The 17,594-nt window shown below is 42.3% G+C and carries 11 protein-coding genes; 5 read left to right on the forward strand and 6 right to left on the reverse strand.

The window, feature by feature from the left end:
* Positions 1-387: 387 nt before the first annotated feature.
* Complete coding sequence (locus NSTC745_RS35285) at positions 388-2,664, reverse strand: DUF7948 domain-containing protein (RefSeq protein ID WP_445635180.1); 2,277 nt, start codon at positions 2,662-2,664, stop codon at positions 388-390.
* Between the two features lie 555 nt (positions 2,665-3,219).
* Positions 3,220-3,795, reverse strand: a complete 576-nt coding sequence (locus NSTC745_RS35290) for a TMEM175 family protein (RefSeq protein ID WP_445635181.1) — start codon at positions 3,793-3,795, stop codon at positions 3,220-3,222.
* 385 nt (positions 3,796-4,180) lie between these two features.
* Between NSTC745_RS35290 and NSTC745_RS35295 the strand changes: the two genes are divergently transcribed.
* A complete protein-coding gene (locus NSTC745_RS35295) occupies positions 4,181-5,809 on the forward strand; it encodes a CocE/NonD family hydrolase (protein ID WP_445638765.1) in 1,629 nt (542 codons plus the stop codon).
* A 40-nt stretch (positions 5,810-5,849) separates the two neighbouring features.
* Here the strand turns inward: NSTC745_RS35295 and NSTC745_RS35300 are convergent, their stop codons facing one another.
* Positions 5,850-6,743, reverse strand: coding sequence for an ATP adenylyltransferase family protein (locus NSTC745_RS35300; RefSeq protein WP_445635182.1), 894 nt, complete (start codon positions 6,741-6,743; stop codon positions 5,850-5,852).
* A 360-nt stretch (positions 6,744-7,103) separates the two neighbouring features.
* Here NSTC745_RS35300 and NSTC745_RS35305 point away from each other — a divergent pair, with 360 nt between their 5' ends.
* On the forward strand, positions 7,104-8,366 hold the full coding sequence (locus tag NSTC745_RS35305) for an HhoA/HhoB/HtrA family serine endopeptidase (protein WP_445635183.1): 1,263 nt from the start codon (positions 7,104-7,106) through the stop codon (positions 8,364-8,366).
* 629 nt (positions 8,367-8,995) lie between these two features.
* Positions 8,996-9,250: a hypothetical protein gene (locus tag NSTC745_RS35310; protein ID WP_445635184.1), complete on the forward strand. Its 255-nt coding sequence runs from the start codon at positions 8,996-8,998 to the stop codon at positions 9,248-9,250.
* 110 nt (positions 9,251-9,360) lie between these two features.
* Here the strand turns inward: NSTC745_RS35310 and aroF are convergent, their stop codons facing one another.
* From aroF to rpsO, 3 genes are all read right to left on the reverse strand, one after another.
* Positions 9,361-10,419 (reverse strand): 3-deoxy-7-phosphoheptulonate synthase, encoded by a 1,059-nt coding sequence (gene aroF, locus NSTC745_RS35315; protein ID WP_445635185.1) that lies wholly within the window; start codon positions 10,417-10,419, stop codon positions 9,361-9,363.
* 400 nt (positions 10,420-10,819) lie between these two features.
* The gene (locus NSTC745_RS35320) at positions 10,820-11,290 is read right to left on the reverse strand and encodes a PAM68 family protein (protein ID WP_445635186.1); all 471 of its coding nucleotides are present in this window, start codon (positions 11,288-11,290) and stop codon (positions 10,820-10,822) included.
* Between the two features lie 12 nt (positions 11,291-11,302).
* Entirely contained in the window at positions 11,303-11,572 is a 270-nt protein-coding gene (gene rpsO, locus NSTC745_RS35325) for a 30S ribosomal protein S15 (RefSeq protein WP_096537345.1), read from the reverse strand.
* Positions 11,573-12,114: 542 nt separating this feature from the next.
* Between rpsO and NSTC745_RS35330 the strand changes: the two genes are divergently transcribed.
* Positions 12,115-13,533, forward strand: a complete 1,419-nt coding sequence (locus NSTC745_RS35330) for an AAA-like domain-containing protein (RefSeq protein ID WP_445635187.1) — start codon at positions 12,115-12,117, stop codon at positions 13,531-13,533.
* A 411-nt stretch (positions 13,534-13,944) separates the two neighbouring features.
* The gene (locus NSTC745_RS35335) at positions 13,945-17,592 is read left to right on the forward strand and encodes a WD40 domain-containing protein (protein ID WP_445635188.1); all 3,648 of its coding nucleotides are present in this window, start codon (positions 13,945-13,947) and stop codon (positions 17,590-17,592) included.
* The last annotated feature ends 2 nt before the right edge of the window (positions 17,593-17,594 follow it).

Raw genomic sequence — 17,594 nt, forward strand, 5'->3', positions numbered from 1 at the left:
CAATAAATTACAGGTAAAAATTCAGCACTTAAGAGTATGTTTGAAAAGTCGTGTTGTCGGTAGCAAAACGTTCTAGATCTCCCTAAATCGATGCTACTTGCTCAAGTGGCGTGGAAACCCCTAAGATCGCAGTGGCTCCTCTTAAAAAGGGGGACTTTAAGAGGTCTTTGCCCCCCTTTTTAAGGGGGGTTAGGAGGATCGATAAACTGCTTAAAATCACAACCAACCACTTTTCAAACAACCTCTAAGAGCCAGAAGTCGAATGGAATTTCTTACTTGCTTAATAGATCTAGCGATCGCTTTTGGGCAGTCACTCCACAGTTGAGTAATTCGATTGATTGACCGTAGTTTATGTAATCGTATTTAATCGACTCACAAATCATTAGCTTAAGGAGAAATTTTGGTTACAAAGGCATCCAAATCACCTCCCAAAGTGCTATCAAAGGCATTTTTGGTTGGAAAATCGCTTGAGGAAGTTTGACCTGTTACATAGACATCACCAAACCAATTTATTGCAATTCCATAGCCTTCATCACTGTTGTTACCCCCCAGATAGGAAGAGTAAATTAGACTTTGGCCTGTGGCATTCACCTTGGTCACAAAAGCATCAAGGTTGCTACCTAAAGTGCTATCAAAAGCATTCTTGGTTGGGAAATCTTGCGAACCAGTAGACCCAATTACATAAGCATTGCCATACTTATCCACTACAAGCGAGTAACCAAGCTCATAATCGTTGCCCCCCAAGTAAGTAGAGTAAACGAGCGAGCTTTTACCAGATACATGTGGGTTCAACTTTGTTACAAAAGCATCAACAAAGCCACCCAAAGTGCTATCGAAGGCCTTTTTGGTTGGAAAATCGCTGGAGTAGGTTTGACCTGTCACATAGACATTACCAAAACAATCTACTGCAATCCCGCTACCCAAATCGTTGCCACTACCCCCCAAGTATGTAGAGTAAAGGATAGAATTTCCTTTGGCATTTACCTTAGTTAAAAAAGCTTCTAGATTGCCATCTAAGGTAATATCAAAAGCATTTTTAATTGGGAAGTCAGTCGAAGAGGTATATCCCGTGATATAAGCATTACCGTTCGAGTCAACTGCAATCCCAAAGCCAACATCACTGTTGTTGCCTCCAAGGAAGGAAGAGTAGACGAGTGACGCATTGCCGAATGCATCTGGGTTTAACTTTGTCACAAAAGCTTCTTGACCGCCTTCTAAGGTAATATCAAAGGCATTTTTGATTGGGAATTCAGTCGAACCGGTAAATCCTGTAACATAAGCATTGCCAAGCTTATCTACCGCGATCGCACGAATGTCAGTATCAGACCCCAGGTAAGTAGAATAAAGCAGTCGATCTCCTTTGGCGTTCAACTTCGTCACAAAACCATCACTACTGCCACTAAAAGTGCTATCAAAGGCGTTTTTGGTTGGAAAATCGCTTGATGTGGTAACACCTGCAACATAAGCATTACCGCCCAAGTCAACTGCAATTTCAAGAAAGCTATTTTCAGAATTGCTGCCTCCCAGGTAGGTAGAGTAGACGAGTGAAGCGATGCCAGACTTAGCTAGATTTAACTTCGTGACAAAAATATCACTATTGCCACTCAAAGTGTTATCAAAAGCGTTGTTAGTTGGAAAATCGGTGGAGTAAGTTTGCCCTGCCACATAGACATTACCAGCCCTATCTAACCCCACTGCATAACCACCGAAATCAGTGCCGCTACCACCCAGGTAAGTGGAATAAGTTACTACAGGGTCGATAGTCAAAGGCTGCTTGCGATCGTAAGCCGCTATTTTAAACCCTACTTCTTGCTTTCCTAGTAGGACATAGCCCCCAGCTATGGGTTGTTTGTTTCCATTTATTTGCTGATAAATTATTGGTCGGTGCTGGCGAATCACACCCTTTGGCGTGTGCAATAGCAAGTTGCCTTGTTGGTCAATTTCTAACTTAGAAGCACCTGCTACTCGTAAGCGGATGTTTTCTGAATTTCCGCCAGGGGCAACTATAAAGTCATATTCCAACTGGCTTTGATTACCGTAATATAATAAGTCAATTCCAGGATAGACTGCTTGGTATTGCACTTTGGCATAGTTAGCAATATCTCTATGCCATTTGTGAGATTCTTTACCAAGAAAATAGTTGCTATTGCTTGGCAACTGCTCTATCCCTTTGACTTTTGCAGTGGAATTAGAATTGACTAGCTGTAAGCGCAGAAAACTAGTTTGACTTGTTGGAGTTTGTTGCGATCCGATCGCTGGCTGACGTTTTTGTGTTGATGCTGTCTGAGTTTGATGCAGACTTAACACTGCTTCGGCAGGAGTCAAAAACACACTGTAGCCATTACCACGCGCCAAAAAGTTAACTTGCTTGTCTACCTGTCCTTGATTCACTTCAAAACGCAGAGGGAGACTGGTATAAGTCGAGAGTATTCTCGCTTGCTCAGCAGCATTTAATTGATTTTGAGCCGATACTTTTAGCGTTGAAGCATTGGAATTTAAAGAGACAGTAGAAACTGGAGCTACCAAGCCAAAAACTAAAGCTACAGAGCCTAAGATAGTTGTTTTGAGTAATGCCTTTAGCTGTTTTGAACGAACAAATGCGCCTCGATCTAGTCTGGTATGTTGTTGAGCAAGTCGCGTCAATCGCTGCTTAACTGGTATCATCAGATTTAATAGAAATCGCTGTCATTATTTATACGATAAAACGAGTATAAGCAATCATATTTGCACAGTATTAATACTAAAAACTTAATACTTGGAAAAGTGCAATTACTTAAATTCATTTGCTAAGAGCATTAAAGAGAATATTCTTTTGGGATATAAAATATTTGGAGAATATTCTTTTGGGATATAAAATGTTTGCAAGTCAAAACAGCTTATCAAACCTTAGTTCGGGTTAACGACTAAATTTCGATCGCTTGAACGAGAAAATAAGGCTTACAGGTTTTCAAAATCAATGACAGAATCAGCGTTTGAGCTTATCCCGAACTCAGGTTTATTACGTTCTAACCTATTAGTTCGCCAAGCGAACGCAAGCGGGGTAAAGGGGAAGGGGGAAAGGGTTTAAATCCCTTACCCTTTTCCCTTTCCCCCTTTCCCCAGCCCTCACAAGCGCATTTTTGGGTTGGCAGACTACTATGTGACTAAGGCTATAAAAACGCAAATGGCATAGAAATTGGTATAAATCCTAAGTCTATGCAATCGCATTGCAGGGCGATGTTAAGAAGTTAAAGTTTTTTCAATACGGCGGTCGGGGATAAGCCACATAACTGCAACCAGAATATATAATGCACAAGCAAGCCACGAATTTACAAACGCAAGTGCAATTGCTACAGCATAAATAACGACGGATACTTTTCCTTTAAAATCTTTACCAACTGCGATCGCCAGAGTGGAATCATTGCCATGATGAGAAATTAAAGTACGGGTGAGGATAAAGTAGGCGATCGCATTTAACATTAAAACCGTACCATAAAGGGCAGCTGGTATACTGGCAAATTGATTCTCGCCCATCCAGCCAGTGACAAAGGGGATTAGCGACAACCAAAACAGCAAATGCAAATTCGCCCAAAGGATACGTCCATTAACATGACGAATTGACTGTAGCAAGTGATGATGATTGTTCCAATAGATGCCAATATAAATAAAACTCAGCACATAGCTAAGAAATATTGGTATCAGCGGACGCAGCGCGGCTAAATCAGTTCCATGAGGCACTTTGATTTCCAGTACCATAATGGTAATAATGATGGCAATCACTCCATCACTGAATGCTTCTAACCTCCCCTTCCCCATTTACGCATCCCTTTTCTAATTCTTTGAGAGTGACCAATGATTCTTTGATGGTACAGAACAAGCGGATTTATCTGTGCAATCAAAAATCCAAAATTGTTCGACTGAACGTAGCCGAAATCTAAAATCCCAACTTGTCTAATTCTGTAGTTTACCTTGCTAAGTACTCGCCGTTGATGAAGATTGTCTGCGCGTTGACACTCCACCCCTCTATAAGGGCGGGGATTCGATTCTACATTCACAGACCTGCCGTTAGGCAGCAGCGCTGCGCTAAGCGACGGCAGTCGCTCATGGGGGAGACCCCCAAGACCGCGCTGCCTCTACTTTGCGGTTCGTTATCATAATTTTTGTTCGCCACCTATCTGGGATGGCTGTACTTATTAAATTCATGCTAAAAATTCTCCCGAAACAAAGTGTCTCCATGCACACCCGCGACGGTGTTCGCTTGGATGCAGATATCTATCGCCCAGATGCTGATGGTGAATTTCCGGTATTATTAATGCGACAGCCCTATGGTAGAGCGATCGCATCGACTGTTGTCTATGCCCATCCTAGTTGGTATGCTGCCCGCGGCTATATTGTCGTAATTCAAGATGTCCGGGGACGCGGTACTTCAGAAGGCGAATTTCAATTATTTACCCACGAAATCGCAGATGGCGAAGATACAGTAAATTGGGCAGCAAATTTACCTGGTAGTAATGGCAAAGTTGGCATGTATGGCTTTTCCTATCAAGGGATGACTCAGCTATATGCCGCAGTTAATCAACCCAATGCCTTGCTAACAATTTGCCCTGCCATGATTGGCTATGATTTATATACCGATTGGGCTTATGAAGGAGGTGCATTTTGTTTACAAACTAACCTCGCTTGGGCAATTCAATTAGCTACAGAAACCGCCCGTTTGCGGGGAGATAAAACAGCGTATCAAGCCTTGTTTGCTGCTTCTCGTAATTTACCTTTAACTAATCCAGAAATTCTCCAAAAACTTGCCCCTGATTCCTTTTATCACGAGTGGCTGGCACATTCTCAATCAGATGAATATTGGGAAAAACTTTCACCCAAACACAACTTACAAGCTGTTGATTTGCCCATGTTCCACATCGGAGGATGGTTTGATACTTATCTACGCGGCACTCTACATTTATATAAAGATATGGCAGCCCGTAGCACTAAACCCCAACATTTGTTAGTCGGGGCTTGGGCGCATTTACCTTGGGGTCGTAAAGTTGGGGAAATTGACTTTGGCGCCAAAGCCCCCAGTCCTGTAGATAAAATGCAAATTCGCTGGTTTGACCAATTTCTCAAAGGTGAAAATACAGGTTTATTGCACGAGTCCCCCGTTTGCCTATTCGAGATGGGAACCAATATTTGGCGCACTTTCAGTAGTCTACCTACACCAACCCACAAATCCTACTTTTTGTCAACCACAGGACTAGCCAGCATCCGCGAAGATTCCGGAATCCTCATCCCCAATCCTCAATCCCCAGTCCCCAATACCTTCGATGTATTAGTCCACGACCCTTGGCGTCCAGTTCCAGCCTTGGGCGGTCATGCTGGAATTCCTGCGGGTATATTTGAGCGATCGCATCTTGATTGCCGTTCCGATGTCTTAACTTACACCAGCGAACCATTAAAAGAAGATTTACATTTAGCAGGGGATGTGGTGGTAGAAATCTACTGTACTGCCGACCAACCAAGTTATGATTTGTCTGCCGTGCTATCAGAAGTACATTCAGATGGAAAAGTATACAATTTAACTCAAAGTTACGTACACGTTCGAGATATTAACGTCTCTACAAAAATTCAGCTACAAGCGACTTGTGCGCGAATTCCCAAAGGAAGCGCCCTAAGACTGAGTTTAAGTGCAGCGTGTTTTCCAGCCTACGCAATGAATTCTGGAAATGGTGCAGTTACCACTAGCGAAAGTTTACCAAATGCCCAGATTATTACGTTAACCGTGAATTGTGGAGGCGAGTTTAATTCTCATCTTTTATTACCTGTAGTTCCAGGAAGTTAAATATCTTGGCAAATGACCAATGACTAATGACTAATGACAATTAAGATATGGCAACACTTTTCAAGATAGTAATCGGCCCTTGGTCTTTGAGAAGTTGCATTTCTTCGGCATTCTTTACTAGCAAAGCGCCGGCAAATCCTAAAGAATTGACGGAGATGGTATGGAAATGCTCTTGCGATCGCGGTACAATCAGCATCCATTCTCGTGTCATCAGCAAGTTGTAAGCACCCAATTGCGTTGCATCCAAACCAACGTCATCTAACAAGGTACGATAAATTTCTGCTGTTGCTTTACCTGCTGTAAACGGAGACTCCACCCACTGGGGATTTAAAGGTGCGAAGGCATGTAAAAAAGGAAGTTTTGGTATTGCGATGGAGTTGTGAAATTCTGTCTCCCTTAACAGAGGTTCAATAGGTATCTGCGATCCTGAAGGTGCCAGTGGTAGCGGGACTAACTGCAAATGTTTATGTCGCTGACTAGCACCTGCGATTTTGCCACTATTGTAGAATCCTAAACCATCAAAATCAGCTAGACATACCCACATCGCTGTAAAATCTTCCAACGTTAGTAAACTTTCCTGTTCCTCGAAGGCACGGGTGATTATTAGCAAATGATAATCAACAACATTGAATTTATTTAAAATACATACATGAGTATCAGAAATATCCGCCACAAATAAATCTTCTTCATAAGGTAAGAAAGGATTAAATTCTTTACCGGAAGTAGCTGATTGTTTTTCCTGTTTTTCCTTCGCTGCTTTTTTGCGATTCAAGTTAGACAAAATCCGCACTAAAAAACGCACGCCATCCTGTTCCACAAACTCAAATTCTGTTGGTATCGACAGCAGCGCCCCACATTGCAAAGCATATTCAGTCCGCTCTTTGACACTTTTCCATAAAGTACCAGGCTGAAGTAATATTTTTTGTTGTCCCATTTTTCTTCCTTTAAGTATGGTCAGATTTTATATAAGAATTCAGAATTTAGAATTCAGAATCCAGAATTAAGAAGACTTTGATACTAACTTTTTGTAATTACAAAAAAATCAATAAATTATATAATATACTGTCGATCGCTTAAGTATTCAAAACCTAAAATTTCAAATTCGCGTGGCGAATTCTGAATATACCCATGACTCAAGTCATGAGTTTCAATGCTGCACAGTTGCCATTGTGGCTGCGGAGATACTTACTAGTAAAAAACTAAACCTTTCACAATAATGTAATACCTCTGCAACAAAACTGTCATAAATAATATCTACATTATTAATACATATTCGATATGCTTCCAAACAGCAATGCAAAACCAATCTCGTGATGGAGAACACCCATCAAATAGCATTTTATCCCACACTGCTGACGCCAAATACCACAATCCAGCACCCTGGAAAAAGGCTGCGGCCTCTCTATCACTGGTGCTACTGGGATCGGGTATGACATTAGCAGGTGGCTATCTGGCTGGACATCCCCAGCAGGTGTCTGAGACTGCATCTAATTTGGCAGTCGGTCGAGTCAATGCTGCACCTCCATTACCAGCCAGCACAGATCCGAATTTTGTGACACAGGTGGTGCAAAAAGTGGGCCCGGCAGTAGTACGAATAAACTCTTCCCGAACGGTAAAAACTCAGTTACCAGATGAATTTAACGATCCGTTTTTTCAACGCTTCTTTGGTTCGCAACTACCACAATCACAAGAAAGGGTAGAACGGGGTACTGGTTCAGGTTTTATCATCAGTGCTGATGGTCGTATTCTTACGAACGCCCACGTGGTAGATGGGGCGGATACTGTGACAGTGACACTCAAGGACGGGCGCACCTTACAAGGTAAAGTGCTAGGAAAAGATGAGTTAACAGATGTGGCTGTGGTCAAGATTCAAGCGGATAATCTACCAACAGTAGCTTTGGGTAACTCAGAGCAACTGCAACCGGGAGAATGGGCGATCGCGATCGGTAATCCCCTCGGCCTGGATAATACAGTAACAACCGGAATCATCAGCGCCACTGGACGCAGTAGCAATCTCATCGGCGCTCCCGATAAGCGAGTAGAGTATATTCAAACCGACGCCGCAATTAATCCCGGTAACTCTGGCGGGCCTCTGCTAAACTACCGCGGTGAAGTAATTGGTATGAATACAGCCATCATCCAAGGGGCCCAAGGATTAGGCTTTGCCATTCCCATCAATACAGCACAACGTATTTCCAGTCAATTAATAGCTACAGGTAAAGTTCAACATCCTTATTTAGGAATTCAGATGGTAGGCTTAACGCCTCAGTTAAAACAAAGTATTAACTCCGATCCTAATAGTGGTTTGAATGTTGATGAAGATAAAGGTGTATTAGTTGTAAAAGTAATGCCGAATTCCCCAGCCGCTAAAGCTGGAATACGCGCTGGTGATGTCATCCAAAAGCTAGGCGGTCAATCAGTTACAGATGCTAGCAGCGTCCAAAAGGCCGTAGAAAATAGCCAAGTCGGGGGAGATTTACGCCTAGAGTTACGCCGCAATGGGCAGAATCTTAACCTAGCTGTGCAGCCTGGTGCCTTCCCTAGTGAAGTACAATAACAGTTTTTGAGTCAAGGTGAAATTTTAGGATGGGTGTTGCACCCATCCTTTTTTTTCAGGCGATGAAGTTGGGTAATAAGTAGGGGGCAGGGGGAGCAGGGGGGCAGGGGGCAGGAGGAAAAAGCTAATTTACAATTATCTGAATTCTGAATTATGAATTTTTACAACTAAAGAATCATTTTTAAGTTTTTTATTTATGACATTAGTCATGCTTTAACTAATTACCTTTTTCACTGGCGTGTCTTTCTCTTCAATTTTAGTATTTACTTGTCCAAGAGATTAACAAAACAGAATTCAGGAGTCAGGATACAGAAATTTCTTGCTTGTATTCTGGTGTGGATTGGCGATAAATAAATAGGTCTAAATCCCCGCTAAATTCTAAATTTGGTTTAAATTTGGTGGACTAAAATTATCGCCAAGTATAGGCTTAGGCTTCCTCACCACAAACAGCAGTTACTTTAAATGGGTAAACTTTACCAACCGAATTTCTCAACTTTGCAAGAGAGTGGCGGTTGCGAATTCCTCATTAATTAATTCTGAATTCTGCATTCTGAATGCTAAATTTTTCTTCAATATTTGACGAAAAGTTAATCTCTTTTATCTTTAGATCGTAGAAGGAAAGTTCGCCAATGAGTATTAAAAGAATGCTTGCTAGTGCAGCGCTGATTGTACCAATTGTTGTTACCTCTATTCCTTCCCAAGCTGATGCTCAAATCAGAAGAGAATTTAGACGACCAGTTCCAGTTAGAGTAATCAGAAGACCAGCGCGAGTTAGGGTTTATACCCCTGTTCAAGCAAGAAGGAGAATTTTTGTTCCCGGACGTTGGGTGCAAACAAATCGCGGCCGCCGATGGATACCTGCTCGTTATATATATAGAAGATAAAAGGAGACTAGGCACTGGGGATTAGGGATTAGAGGCTGGGGACTGGGGCATTGGGTATTAGGAGCATTGACTCAGGAGTTATTCTCCTTGTTCCCAGTCCCCAATCCCTCTTAAACCAGAGCTACAGCTGGTTGCTGCCAGCGTCCTACTGCCTTACCAATTACCGCTAATTCTTGCATCAATTTATCAAAACGGTCTGGTGTCAGAGATTGGGGGCCATCAGATAAAGCTTTGGCGGGGTTGGGGTGAACCTCAATCATAAGAGAATCGGTACCAGCTGCGATCGCTGCCATCGCCATTGAAGGTACAAACTCAGACCAGCCTACGCCGTGGCTTGGGTCAATCATGATTGGTAGGTGAGTTAATTTTCGCAACACTGGCACAACTGATAAATCCAGTGTATTTCGTGTATATTGACGGTCAAAAGTACGTATTCCTCTTTCACACAAAATCACATTGGAATTGCCAGCTGCCAAAATATACTCGGCTGCCATTAACCAATCTTCAATCGTAGCCGCCATTCCTCGCTTCAAGAGGACTGGTTTTGGCTGCGCTCCCACTTTTTTGAGCAAGGAGAAATTCTGCATGTTCCTTGCCCCTACCTGAATCACATCGGCAATTTCAGCAATTCTATCCAGGTCAACGGCATCCATGACTTCTGTAATAATACCTAGTCCGCTGACTTCCCGCGCCTTTGCTAATAATTCCAAAGCACTCTCGCCGTGTCCTTGGAAGGCGTAAGGTGAAGTTCGGGGTTTGTATGCGCCTCCCCGCAAAAACTTTGCTCCTGCAGCTTTGACACGCCGCGCCGTCTCTACAATCATTTCTTCGTTTTCTACGGAGCAGGGGCCGGCTACGACTATTAAAGGGTGGTGTTCCCCAAATACCACCGTTTCCTTCGGCAGATTAACTACCACTTCCGAAGCTTCCCCGTGGCGAAACTGGCGGCTAGCTCGTTTGTAAGGCTGCTCTACCCGTAATACCTGCTCAATCCACTGGCTCAGTTCTTGAATTTGTAACGGATCTAAGCTTGCAGTTTCACCTACTAAACCAATAACTACTTTGTGTTTACCAACAATTTTTTCTGGAGTTAACCCCCAACTAGTTAGTTCTTCCTCAATGCGGTTTATTTCCGCCTCTGGGGAACCACTTTTCATTACTATAATCATGTCAATGTTCCTGATTTACTGAGTAAATTCTTCTGTAAATGGACGTAATTTTATTGTTACGTATTTACCTAATTAGGAATAGTTCAAACTAAATGTATTTACAAAATAAATGAATAGAATATAAAAATCAGAATTCAGAATTATATTAAAGTTTCCCTGGTAGATAAATGAAGTAAGTTTAAAAGATAGGCTATAACTTTGTTCTGTGGGAAAAGCTTTTGCTAGCTTGCTTAAGAGCAGGGGTACGATTTAGGGGTTTAAATTAGTATTTGTGTCCATAACTAAGGTTGCTCTGCTGGCGATGTCTAGAACGGACTACGCCTACGCAATTTTTTTGTAAGGGAGTGGCAGCCTCCAATCCCCCACTTCTTATTTTGAATTCTGAATTCTGAATTCTTCTTCAAGAGTTTTTTTGCCGAGTTTCCCGCCAAACTGCCACCATTCGTCCCCAATTAGTGCCGAATTCACCCAAACCCAGGAGACTTCCGACTCTTTCTTCGTCCCAAGAGGCAGAGAGAACGCCATAAGTTATGCCTAAAACCCCCAAACCAAATAATCCCATGTTGACTAATAACACGGCAATGGGAGCTAGTTTGATGTGGGCGTAGATAGCAAGCAGATAGCTCGCAATCAAGGTGCTAATGCCCAAAGTTGTTGGCACACCACAAAACACAGCTACCCGTCGAACCATCCGCTGGCTGACTACTTTCGGAATCGCCATTTCTTCTTTGGTGTAAGGCGGCTTCCTATCAGGTTGGTTGCTGGTTTTTTGTGGCGTTGCTGCTGGTTGAGCTTGAGCTTTTACGGGTTTTTGGCGCTTTTTGTTTGGTTCAAAAGGCAAGCGATTGCGTTCCGATTCTTCAGCAGACATAAGCGATCGCCTCTAACCCCGAATACCGAGACGAGCAATCAAAGCTAGATACTTTTCGCGATTTTCCTTCTGGATATAAGCTAGAAGACGCTTGCGTTGACCGATTAGCTTCAATAGTCCCCGCCGGGAAGAATGGTCTTTTTTATTTGCCTGGAGATGTTCGCTGAGGCGGTTGATCCGCTCAGTTAGCATGGCAACTTGGACATCGGCCGAACCAGTGTCGGTTTCGTGAACTTGGTAGTTGGAAATTATTTCTTGTTTCCGCAGTTGCGTCAGAGCCATGATCCAATTTCTAGTTTTTCAATAAATGTATGCAGCAGTCTCCCATAATATCACAGCCATTAAGGGATGTAGAGTCATCTAGCTTGAAAATAGCGTTAACTGTTGACTGATGATTGGGAAAGAAATATTTTCATGCTTTGGTTGTGGGATTTTTTGGCGATCGAGTGTTTTGTTAGAGCTTGTACTGTTCCTAGCCAAGAAATTTAGCAGCCTCATTTTAGTGGTAGTAAATTAATTGGTGCTTTAAGATACTTTGCGGTTGGAGCAACATTTAATTACAAATGTATCTTAAGTAACAGTTTAAATGAGGCGATGCCTGGTTGATTAGGAAAGTATAAATAAATTAAAGTTACCATTTCAGATTTGAGCTTTTTGGTGCTAGTTTCCAGGCATAAAGGTAGTTATGTTTATTTGTACCCACTTACTTGATAGCAAAAAAAAAGCTTAAAACATTTAAGTGACACTTAAATAAGCGATTGAAAAAATGGGAAAATTACGGGATAGTTAAAAAAGTTAACAACAACGGGTTAATAGCTAGCGACATGAAACCACAAAAAAGCACGCGAAGTCGGGGTGTTGTGCTGAGTTCTGTCGGTTTGAAGCGTTTACAGGCAGAGATTTTGGCTGTGGAAGTAGCAGAAAATTATGGTCAGCGTTTGACTTTAGATAAGTTAGGCGAACGTATGAACATTTCCACGAAAACACTGAGCAGATTGTTATCCTTGGATACGGGTGTAGACCAAAAGACTTTAAAACTTTGTTTTAGTGCTTTTAATCTAGAATTAAGCTCACAAGATTACACAATCCTCAATGAAACAGATAAGATTCAACCTTCGCAATTGCTTTCATTGAATTTACATAAACAAAAAACAGATTCGTATCAAAGTTTACTTTTGGATTCTTTTGTTAACGAACAAGCTGACCAATTTGAAAGTTTGTTGCCGTACCCAGACGGGCCCGTACCTTTGGATTCACCCCTGTATATAGAACGTCCGCCTCTTGAAGAATTAGTTTATCGGGAAATAATTCAACCAGGTTGTACGATTCGGATTAAAGCACCCAGACAGATGGGTAAGAGTTCTTTGCTGCTGCGGCTGTTAGCCTTTGCACAAAAGCAAGGGTATCGAACAGCGAATTTGAATTGCTACCAAATTGATTCTGAGTCTTTAACTGACTTAAACAAGTTGTTGCGTAGTTTTTGCTGGGATGTTGCCAGACAATTAGGCATAGATCCGAAGTTGAATGAAATGTGGGATGAAGAAATTGGCTGTAAGTTGAGTTCCAGCTTTTATTTGCAAAACTATTTACTCAAGCAAATTGCAACTCCAGTGGTTTTAGTTTTAAATGAAGTTGACCGCTTCTTTGAATATCCTCACATTGCTCAAGAATTTTTTGCATTATTGCGTTCTTGGTGTGAGGAAGCACAACAAAATCCCAATTGGCAGAAGTTAAAATTAGTAGTGGTTTATTCTACAGAAGAGTATGCCACCTTAGATATTAATCGCTCTCCATTTAACATTGGATTGCCTATCCGTCTGGGAGAGTTTAATCAACAACAGATAGAAGATTTAGCGAGACGGCACGGTTTAAAGTGGAATTCTAGCAAAGAATCCAGCCAACTAATGTCATTTGTAGGCGGTCATCCAGCACTAATTCGGATTTCACTCTATTTTCTTCGCTCGCAAGAACTGACTCTTCAAGAACTGATGAAAGAAGCGATCGCTAATGGTGGCATTTACCGCTATCATTTATGGCGGCTGTGGTTGCAACTACAAGAAAAACCCACTTTAGCAAAGACTTATGGTGAGCTAGTAAAATCGCAGCGAAGCATTTATGTCAATCCGATTGAGGCTTATAAACTTGACAGTTTAGGCTTGATTCGTTTTGATGGCGATCGCATTTTACCAAGTTGCGAACTCTATCGCGCTTATTTTGGTAAACAACTATCAACAATTGTTTAAAGCCGAAATTGCTTGAAACTCTTCATAACTTACCCAGTTGCTCTGAATTCGGCTTTTATGCAATTAATTTTGACCAATTACTTGTTAAATCGTCCATTTTTTTTAACAAAATGCAAGGACAGTTAAGACAGTTAATCGTAAATTAAAATAAAAAATGGACAGTTAAGACATTTAAGACAGTTAAGCCAAAAATCAGCAGATTAGATACTTAGGAAAGTGATACACTCCAATTTGAAGAAAAGCTGTAAACTATAAAATGTTTACTTATAAGAAAGTATCTATAGCTATCCAAAATCATTGACGATAAGCAAGATACCCGATTTATAACAGAAATCGGGTATCTTGAATTTGCAACAATAGCAAATTAAATGGAATGGCTAGTCAATCTTATTTTTGTACTCGCACTTTGATATGAGATACCAAGTAGGAGGCAGTCTTCGTAGCGACGATCCCACATATGTCATCCGTCAGGCAGACGAAAAACTTTATACCAGCTTAAAAGCTGGAGATTTCTGTTACGTCTTAAACTGTCGGCAGATGGGCAAATCGTCTTTACTACAGCGCACAAGTTATCGCCTCAAAGAAGAAGGTTATAGCTGTGTTTACTTGGATATGACCCGCTTGGGTAGTGAAGATACTACACCGGAACAATGGTACAAAGGTGTGACAATCAGCTTGTTCTACAGCTTCAATTTGGGAGAACGAGTGAATTTTAAAGAATGGTGGAACGCACAATCAGGTATTTCCTCAGTGCAAAAATTACACCACTTTGTAGAAGAATTATTGCTACCAAATGTTCAAATAAAATCTCATAATAATGGAAAAGGCAGAGGGATTATTATCTTTATTGATGAAATTGATAGTTTATTGAGTTTAAATTTTCCCGTCAACGATTTTTTTGCGTGGATTCGTCATTGTTACAATCAACAGGCATCTAATCAGGATTTTCAACGCTTAGGATTTGCACTATTTGGAGTAGCCAGTCCATCGGATTTAATAGCAGACAAACGCCGAACACCTTTTAATATTGGGACAGCCATCGAGTTACAAGGCTTTAAATTACATGAAGCTACACCATTACTCAAAGGGTTAGAAGAAATCATCAGCCAACCACAAGTAATACTGCGAGAGATTATCCATTGGACAGGAGGACAGCCGTTTTTAACCCAAAAACTCTGCCAAATAGTTGCTCAGACTGCCTTGAACGCATCTGACGGAACAATCTCATTACTTCCAGGAACTGAAGAATTTTGGGTAGAACAATTAGTGCGATCGCAGATTATCGAACATTGGGAAACAAAAGACGAACCAGAACACCTGCGGACAATTCGCGATCGCTTACTTTTCTACGAACATCGAGCCGGAAGATTACTTGGGCTTTACCAAAGAGTGCTGGAAGCAGAAGAAGCAGAGGAGCAGGGGAGCAGAGGTGCAGGGGAGGAGGGGAGCAGGGGAGCAGGGGAGCAGGGGACAAGGGGGAGAATAACTGATGCCCAATGTCGAATCCCTGCTGATGATAGTCTAGAACAAACGGAACTGTTGTTGTCTGGTTTAGTTGAGAAACGCAACGGCTATCTCAAAATTAAAAATCCCATTTATCGCAATGTTTTCAATGCTCAATGGGTATTCAGGCACTTAGACAACCTTCGTCCTTACTCGCAAACATTCAACGCTTGGGTAGCATCAGGTTATAAAGATGAATCGCGTCTGTTGCGAGGAAAAGCTCTTAAAGATACTCAAAATTGGTTTCATGGCAAAAGTCTTAGCGATTTAGATTACCAATTTTTAGCTACTAGTCAAGAATACGAGCGCAAAGCAGTACAAACAGCATTGGAGGCAGCACGAGCTAAAGAAGTAGAAGCAAGGCTAGCACAAGAGAGAAAAACTGCAAAATTGCAAAGATTTCTTCTAATTACAGTAGCTATTGGGTTACTTGTCTCCAGCGCGTTGGGTATAGGAAGTTTCGTTTTGTATCGCCAAACTCTCAAAAGCGCATATCAAGCAAAAAGTAGTGAAATACGAGCGCTTGTATCTTCTTCTGAAGGATTGTTTGCTTCAAATCGTAGGTTAGATGCGCTCATAGAGGCAATCAAAGCCAAGCGTAGACTAGAAAAACTAGGTAAATCAAATGCCAAGATTGAGCGTCAGGTGAATGATGTATTACAGCAAGCAGTTTATGGAGCAGATGAGTACAACCATTTTTCCGGTCATACAGCAGCTGTTTTGGCAGTAGATGTCAGTCCTGACAGTTCTTTAATTGCCTCAGGCAGCATAGATCGAACAATCAAGCTTTGGCGACGGGACGGTACAGAAGTTGCAACTCTCAAAGGCCATAAAGGAGCAGTCAGAGCGATCGCTTTTAGCCCTGACGGGCAAATGCTGGCCTCGGCTGGTGAAGACGGCAGCATTAAACTTTGGAAGCCAGATGGGACTTTCATCAAAAGTTTCAAAGCTCACACGGTTTCTATCTGGGGATTAGCGTTTAGTCCCGATGGTCAATTCCTGGCTTCTGGTGGTTGGGACAAAACTGTGAAAATTTGGCAGCCAGACGGCACTTTGGTGAAGACGTTTCAAGGTTACAAAATGGGGTTTTTCGGAGTCACCTTCAGTCCTGATGGTCAAATCCTGGCTGCCGGTAGTGGAGATACGACAATAAAACTTTGGAAACGAAATTCTCAAGGCTGGGAAAACGCCAAACCTCTACAAACTCTTTTAGGTCACAATGCTTGGGTTCTGAAAGTAGCTTTTACCGCTGATGGACAGACGATTGTTTCAGGCAGTGAAGACAAAACTATCAAACTTTGGCAGCGAGACAGCAAAAATGACAGCTACCGCGAATCTAAAACTCTTAAAGGTCACACTGCGGGGATTTGGGGAGTCGCCTTGAGTGCTGATGGTCAAACTATTGCCTCCGCCAGTCTTGATAAAACAATTAAACTTTGGAACATTGACGGTACAGAACTGAGGACACTCAGAGGACACAGTGCCTCAGTTTGGGGAGTTAGTTTTAGTCCTGATAACAGTTTTATTGCTTCGGCGGGCGCAGAAAACCTTGTGAGGCTCTGGCAGAAAGAAAATCCATTCCAGAAAAGTATGATTGGCCATGAAGCCGGGATTTGGTCAATAGCGATCGCCTCCGACAGTTCCACCATCGCCACAGCTAGCCACGAAAACACTGCTAAACTTTGGAGTCGCCAAGGCAAATTGCTCAAAACTTTTACTCAATCTGGCGGCGCAATCTTCGAGGTTTCATTCAGTGATGATGGCAAATTAATTGCGCTTCGCTCCTATGATGATGCAGTACAACTCCACAAGCCAGACGGTAGTTTAGTCGCTACCTACAAAGATCCTCTGGCTAAAGTCTTAGCAGGAGTATTGAGTCCCGACGGTCAAACCATCGCAATGGCAAATGTGGAAAAGGCTGTTGAGATTTGGAGGCGCCATCGGCCCGCACCGCAGAGAATCAAGGCACATGAAGCTGAAGTCTGGGAAGTTGCATTTAGTCCAGATGGTCGCTTGATTGCCTCAGCTAGTGGCGATGGTACTGCTAAGCTGTGGACGCTGGAAGGCAAGTTGTTGAAAACTCTAAAAGGACACACAGCAGCAGTCTGGAGAGTTGCCTTTAGCCAAGACAGTAAAATGGTGGCTACTGGAAGTGGTGATAATACCGTTAAGTTGTGGACTGTTGATGGCAAGTTGCTGCAAACACTCAAAGGTCACACAGCCGCAATTTGGGGAGTTGCCTTTAGTCCTGACAACAAAATAGTTGCTTCTGGCAGTGTAGATACTACCGTCAAACTCTGGAAACTTGATGGTACAGAACTGACTACCCTCAGAGGACATACCGCAGCCATTAGGAAAATTGCCATCAGCCGCGATGGGACAATGCTTGCTTCGGGAGGCGATGACAACACACTGATTTTGTGGAATTTGCAGGAAATTCTCAAGCTAGATGCACCGACTTATGCTTGTGCTTTGGTGCGGGATTATTTGAAAACGAATATAGCAGTAGACGAGAGCGATCGCTTTCTTTGCGAACCACCACTCACTTCTAAGTAAAA

It is taken from the genome of Nostoc sp. DSM 114161 (assembly GCF_052692665.1).